Origin of the sequence: Micromonospora sp. NPDC007220, from assembly GCF_040634035.1 — a bacterium.
In the GTDB taxonomy this organism is placed as follows: domain Bacteria; phylum Actinomycetota; class Actinomycetes; order Mycobacteriales; family Micromonosporaceae; genus Micromonospora; species Micromonospora reichwaldensis.
Map to the genome: position 1 here is coordinate 1 of NZ_JBEYEU010000056.1, position 6,390 is coordinate 6,390.

Annotated in this window: 4 protein-coding genes; 2 read left to right on the plus strand and 2 right to left on the minus strand. The window is 74.7% G+C overall.

Annotated elements, in window-relative coordinates; genetic code table 11:
* Together ABZ573_RS32375 and ABZ573_RS32380 are read right to left on the minus strand one after the other, a co-directional pair.
* A partial coding sequence (locus tag ABZ573_RS32375; RefSeq protein WP_358122901.1) for a glycogen/starch synthase occupies positions 1–239 on the minus strand: 239 nt, incomplete at its 3' end.
* 139 nt (positions 240–378) lie between these two features.
* Complete coding sequence (locus ABZ573_RS32380) at positions 379–2,322, minus strand: amylo-alpha-1,6-glucosidase (protein ID WP_358122903.1); 1,944 nt, start codon at positions 2,320–2,322, stop codon at positions 379–381.
* Positions 2,323–2,364: 42 nt separating this feature from the next.
* On the opposite strand from ABZ573_RS32380, the gene ABZ573_RS32385 reads away from it, so the two are divergent.
* The gene (locus ABZ573_RS32385) at positions 2,365–5,073 is read left to right on the plus strand and encodes a glucosidase (protein ID WP_151453211.1); all 2,709 of its coding nucleotides are present in this window, start codon (positions 2,365–2,367) and stop codon (positions 5,071–5,073) included.
* Between the two features lie 590 nt (positions 5,074–5,663).
* The gene (locus ABZ573_RS32390) at positions 5,664–6,242 is read left to right on the plus strand and encodes a TetR/AcrR family transcriptional regulator (protein ID WP_327028983.1); all 579 of its coding nucleotides are present in this window, start codon (positions 5,664–5,666) and stop codon (positions 6,240–6,242) included.
* Positions 6,243–6,390 lie beyond the last annotated feature (148 nt).

Sequence of the window (6,390 nt, forward strand, 5' to 3'; positions counted from 1 at the left end):
ACGGGGTCTTCGGCGGCGCGGACGATGCGGACGCCGTCGGCGTACTCCTCGAGGGGTGCGCCGTCGGTGTGGCGGGTGACGACGGTGACTTCGTGTCCGGCGGCGGCGAGGGCGACGGAGAGGGCGTGCACGTGCCGGCCGAGGCCGCCGACGAGGACCGGCGGGTACTCCCAGGAGAGCATCAGCACCCGCTGTCGCCGGGCGGGATGGATGTCGATCACGTCGGCGTCAGGTGACAATGCGGCCCCCTTGAGTTTTCCCCGAGTGCGCGCCGCTGGCACCGGAGCGGTGCCCGGGACGGTCGGGACTGGATCGGGACCCATCCTGCTGGCGGCTGGCTAACCGCCGGAGACGCCGCCGTTGCGGTCGTGTAAAGCGCTACCGGCCGTTCCTGCGGGCGCGCAGCAGTTCGGCGACCGACCACGCCTGGAACGGGCACCCGGTGGCGGCGTGCGGCGCGACGCCGTCGGCCGTCTCACTCACCGATCCCAGGCCATACTCGGTCAGATGGGCCTCGATGCCGACGAAAAGGTCATCGACCGGCATCTTGGCCCGTCGGGCGGCGTCGGCGTACGGGCCGAGCAGCCACGGCCAGACGGTGCCCTGGTGGTAGGCGCCGTCCCGTTCGGCCGGACCGCCTCGGTGCCGCCCGACGAACTCGGGCGCGTCGGGGGAGAGGCTGCGCGGGCCCAGCGGGGTGAGCAGCCCGCCGGCGACCCGGCGCACCGTGGGCTCGTCGGGCTCCAGCGGCGCGTACGGCAGCGACCAGGCCAGCAGCTGGTTGGGGCGCAGCAGGTCGTCGTCGTGGTGCGCGGCCCCACCCAGCGGATACGCCGGCGCGGGCGCGTCCACCACGTCGTGCAGCCAGCCCGTCGGGGCCGGGAACCGGTGCCGGAACGAAGCGCTGGCCCGCTCGTGCAGCCGCCACAGCTCGCCCGCGTCCCGCCCCGCCAGCTCGGTCAGCTCGGCCAGGCCGGCCAGCCCGTTGACCCAGAGCGCGTTGACCTCCACCGGCTTGCCCGTACGCGGGGTGACCGGCACCCCGTACACCCGGGCGTCCATCCAGGTCAGCGCCGTGCCCGGGGTGCCGCCCTGGGTGAGCAGCCCGTCGGCCGGGTCGACGGCGATGCCGAAGCGGGTGCCGGCGAGGTGCGCGTCGACCACCCCGTGCAGCGCGGGCAGCAGCTCGTCGCCGAGGTCGGTGTCGCCGGTGACGGTGACGTGCCGGCTGACCGCGTGCAGGAACCACAGGGTCGCGTCGACGGTGTTGTACTCCACCCGCCCGGTGTCGGCGGTGTTGGCGAGCATGCCCTCCGACAGCGTCGCCGCGTACGCCCGCAGCAGCTCCCGGCCCTCGTCGGCCCGGTTGGTGCAGAGGAACAGCCCCTCGTAGGAGATCATCGTGTCCCGCGACCAGGCGCCGAACCACGGGTAGCCGGCCACCACGTCCGGCCCGGTGGAGGTGCGGACCACGAACGCGTCGGCGGCCAGCGCGAGCGTCGCCTCGACCGGGTCGGCCGGCTTCGCCGCGGCCACCACCCGCCGGTTACGGGCCCGGGCCGCCGCGACCACCTCGGTCGCCGGTGGCGGCTCCTCGGCCAGCTCGCCGGCCCAGGCGAGCACCGACACCGTGTCGCCCGGGCGCTCCAGCTCGCCCGAGAACCGGCCCGCGTACCAGAGGTCCTCGTCGGGGTTCAGGCCCCGCGCCGCCTCCTCCCGGTGATGCGCGCCGAGCCACCACTGTCCCTGCGGGGTCCAGTCCGGCCCGGCGAGCCGGAACGCGCCCTCGACCACCGCCCCGCCCGGCACCGGCTCCACCCGCGGGGCCGGACCGTCGGCGCGGCGCTCGCCGTGCGCGTCCCGCCAGGTGCAGGCCGCCGCGAGTTCGAGCCGCACCGGCCCGCCGGAGACGAGCCGGTGCACGACGGCCACGCAGGAGCGGCCGTGCGTCATCGCCAGCTCCCGCTCGATCACCACGTCGCCGACGCGCCAGCGCCATCGGGGCAGGCCGTCGGTCAGGTCGAAGCGCTCCAGCAGCTCGAAGCCGCGCGGGTCGACGTCGCCGGAGGCCCACTCGTGCGCGCCCAGGCGCACCCGGGCGCCGGAGGGGAACAGCACGGCCGGGTCCAGGCCGACCAGTCCCACGCGGCGGGACGCCGGCGTCTCGCCGGCCACCACGAGCAGCCCGTGGTACCGGCGGGTGCGCAGCCCGCTCACCGTGCCGGTGGCGTAGCCGCCGAGACCGTCGGTGACCAGCCACTCCCGGGCGGCGCCGCCGGTCAGGTCGCCGCACACCTGCGGGCCGAAGCGAATGTCGATCAACTTTCCTCCACCGGCGGCGGGGTGCAACACGCCACGACGAGAATGGCTCCTGTGGTGAAGTCCCCCGGCGGCGTCGAAGATGTGCGAGTGATCACCGACGTGCCGCCCCCCGACGACTCCGCGCCCGACCCCGAACGGCTCCGGCTGGCTCAGGCCGACGCCGGGGAGCAGGACTGGCGCGCATGGGGTCCCTATCTGTCCGAACGGGCGTGGGGGACGGTACGGGAGGACTACAGCGAGCACGGTACGGCCTGGGACTACTTCCCGCACGACCACGCGCGGTCCAGAGCCTACCGTTGGAGCGAGGACGGCATGGCGGGCGTCTGCGACGACCGGCAGACGTTCTGCTTCGCCCTCGCCCTGTGGAACGGCAGGGACCCGATCCTCAAGGAGCGGATGTTCGGCCTCGGCGGCGACGGCGGCAACCACGGCGAGGACGCCAAGGAATACTGGTGGTACGAGGACTCCACCCCCACCCACTCGTGGATGCGCTGGCGCTACCACTACCCCCAGGCCGCCTTCCCGTACGACGAGCTGGTCGCGGTGAACGCGCTGCGCGGCCGGGACGACACCGAGTACGAGCTGGTCGACACCGGCATCTTCGACGACGACCGGTACTGGGCGGTGACCGTCGACTACGCCAAGGCCACCCCGACGGACCTGTGCGTCGTCGTCACCGTCGCCAACCGGGGCGACCGGGCGGCCACCCTGCACGTGCTGCCCACCCTCTGGTTCCGCAACACCTGGGCGTGGGGGCTGCCCGGCGGCGACCGGGTGCCCCGGCTGGTCGGCGAGGGATCGCGGCTCGTCGGCGAGCACCGGGTGCTCGGTCAGCTGCTGCTGGAGGGCGACGGGGAGCCCACGCCGCTGCTCTGCGACAACGACACCAACGCCGAACGGCTCTGGGGGCTGCCCGGCCGCTCCGCCTACCCGAAGGACGGCATCAACGACCACGTGGTCGACGGCGCCCCGACGGTCAACCCGGCCCGGGAGGGCACCAAGGGGGCGCTGCACTACGTGCTGGACGTGCCGGCCGGGGCGCAGCGGCGGATCCGCCTGCGGCTGACCCGTACCGCCCCACCGCCCGGCGGCGCCCCGCCCCCGCCGGCGGACCTGGGTGACGGCTTCGACGCGGTGGTGTGGGCCCGGCGGGCGGAGGCGAACCGGTTCTTCGCCGGCGTCATCCCGACCGCCGCGACACCGGACGAGACCCTCATCGCCCGGCAGGCGATCGCCGGGCTCATGTGGGGCAAGCAGTTCTACCACTTCGACGTCAAGCGTTGGCTGGAGGGCGATCCCGGCTCCGCGCCCCCGCCCCCGGGCCGCCGGCACGGGCGCAACAGCGCCTGGTGGCACATGACGAGCTTCGACGTGATCTCCATGCCCGACCCGTGGGAGTATCCCTGGTACGCGGCCTGGGACCTGGCCTTCCACTGCGTCAGCATCGCCCGGGTCGACCCCGGCTTCGCCAAGGAGCAGCTGCTGCTCCTGCTCCGCGAGTGGTACCTGCACCCCAACGGCCAGATCCCGGCGTACGAGTGGGCGTTCGGCGACGTGAACCCGCCGGTGCACGCGTGGGCGGCGCTGAAGGTCTTCGAGATCGACGGCAGCCGGGACCACGACTTCCTGGCCCGGGTGATGCACAAGCTGCTGCTCAACTTCACCTGGTGGGTCAACCGCAAGGACACCGGCGGCAACAACGTCTTCGAGGGCGGCTTCCTCGGGCTGGACAACGTCGGCCCGTTCGACCGGTCGGCGGCGCTGCCGGTGGCCGGGGTGCTGGAGCAGTCCGACGGCACCGGCTGGATGGGCATGTACGCGCTGAACCTGCTCGACATCGCCGTCGTGCTGGCCGAGCACGACCGCACCTGGGTCGACACCGCCACCAAGTTCTTCGAGCACTTCGCCTACATCGCCGCCGCCGCGTACGAGCAGGGCCTGTGGGACGCCGAGGACGCGTTCTTCTACGACGTGCTGCGCCTCGCCGACGGCTCGAAGGTGCCCCTGAAGGTCCGCTCGGTCGTCGGCCTGCTGCCGCTGGCCGCGACGACCCGGCTCACCGCCCACACCCTGCACCGGCTGCCCGAGCTGCACGCCCGGCTGCGCTGGTTCCTCGCCAACCGCCCCGAGTACGCCGACGTCATCGGCGCCCGGCGGCTCGGACCGGACGGCCGCCAGCACCGGCTGCTGTCCATGGTCGGCCCGGAGCAGATCGTCCGGTTGCTCGCCCGGATGCTCGACACCGACGAGTTCCTCTCCGAGTACGGCCTGCGCACGCTGTCCCGGGCCCACCTCGACAAGCCGTTCTCGGTGACCCTCGGCGGCCAGGAGTTCAGCGTCGGCTACGAGCCGGCCGAGTCGACCAGCGGCCTGTTCGGGGGCAACTCGAACTGGCGCGGCCCGATCTGGATGCCGACCAACTTCCTACTGATCAGCGCGCTGCGCGACTACGCCGCATTCTTCGGCGACGACCTCCAGGTGGAGTATCCGACGCGGTCGGGGGTGAAGCGGACCCTCGACGAGATCGCCGACGACCTCTCCGCGCGGCTGATCTCCCTGTTCACCCGCGACGACTGGGGCCGGCGGCCGATCTACGGCGCCGCCCAGCTCTTCCAGACCCACCCGGACTGGCGGGACCTGATCTGCTTCCCCGAGTACTTCCACGGCGACAACGGCGCCGGGCTGGGCGCCTGGCACCAGACCGGCTGGACGGCCCTGGTCGCCGACCTGATCCTCACCCTGCGCCGCTGACCCCGCGCGGGCCGTGCCCGCCCTGAGCCCGCGGGCGGTGCCCGCCCTGAGCCCGCGGGCGGTGCCCGCCCTGAGCCCGCGGGCGGTGCCCGCCCTGAGCCCGCGGGCGGTGCCCGCCCTGAGCCCGGGCGGGTGGTGCCCGCCCTGAGCCCGCGGGCGGTGCCCGCCCTGAGCCCGGGCGGGTGGTGCCCGCCGTGCCGCAGGCGGGTCAGGGCGGGGCCAAGCCGCCGTGCCGGGCGGGCCGTGGTTATCGTGCCGCAGGCGGGTCAGGCTGCCGTGACGCAGGCGGGTCGCCGTGCCGGCGCGTCGGGGGTCGGCCCGCCCTCGCTGCCCTCGGCCTGATCCGCCGCGCCCCGTTCCGCCGCGCGTGGCCCGTCCTGGCTCGGTGCGGCCGGCCCGCTCCCCGAACGGTCGCGGCACGGCGAGGCGAACGGGGCAGATCTTGGCAGGAATCGGCCCCTATGGGGGCGCTCCGGTACCAAGATCTCTGGCGACGGCGACGGCGACGGCGACGGCGACGCGCCGGGGCGCAGAGTCGTCAATCCGTCGCGGATGCCTCACAAGCGGTGACGGTGGCTAGCATCGGTGGCGTGTCGCCAGCAGAGGAAGCAGACGCCGCGCCGGCCGAGCGGGAGCGCCTCGTCCTGGCCGCCCGACAGCTGGCCGAGGCCGAGGGGTGGGCGGCGGTGACCCACCGCCGGCTGGCCGAGCGGACCGGGATCGACATCGAGGCCCTCTACCGTCGCTTCCCCGACCCGGCCGCGCTGATGTCCGCCGTGGCGGTGCTCGGCTTCGCCGACCTGGCCGCCGCGCTCGCCGCCGCCCGGGACACCGCCACCGGAGGCGAGCGTGGGCAGTGGCCGGCCGTGGTGACGGCCTACCTGGACTTCGCGTACGCCAGTCCCGAGGTCTACGACGCGATGCTCGCGCACACCGCGGACCTCACGCTGGGCCGCGACCCGGGGCCCGGGGCGCCCCGGGCGGCCTCCGCCGAGCTGCGCGCGGCCCTGACGCCACTGGCTGCCGGCCGTGACCCCGACACCCTCGCCGAGGTCGGGTGGGCGCTGCTGCACGGCACGGTCATGCTGACGCGGGGAGGGCGGCTGCGCCCGGACGTTCAGGAACAGCGCGAGGAAATGATCATGTCCGGCATATTCGCCGCCCCCTGACCCCGCAGCCCAACCCCGGCCCGGCGGCTCGGCCCCCGACCCGGCGGCTCGGCCCCCCGACCCGGCGGCTCGGCCCCCCGACCCGGCGGCTCGGCCCCCCGACCCGGCGGCTCGGCCCCCCGACCCGGCGGCTCGGCCCCCCGACCCG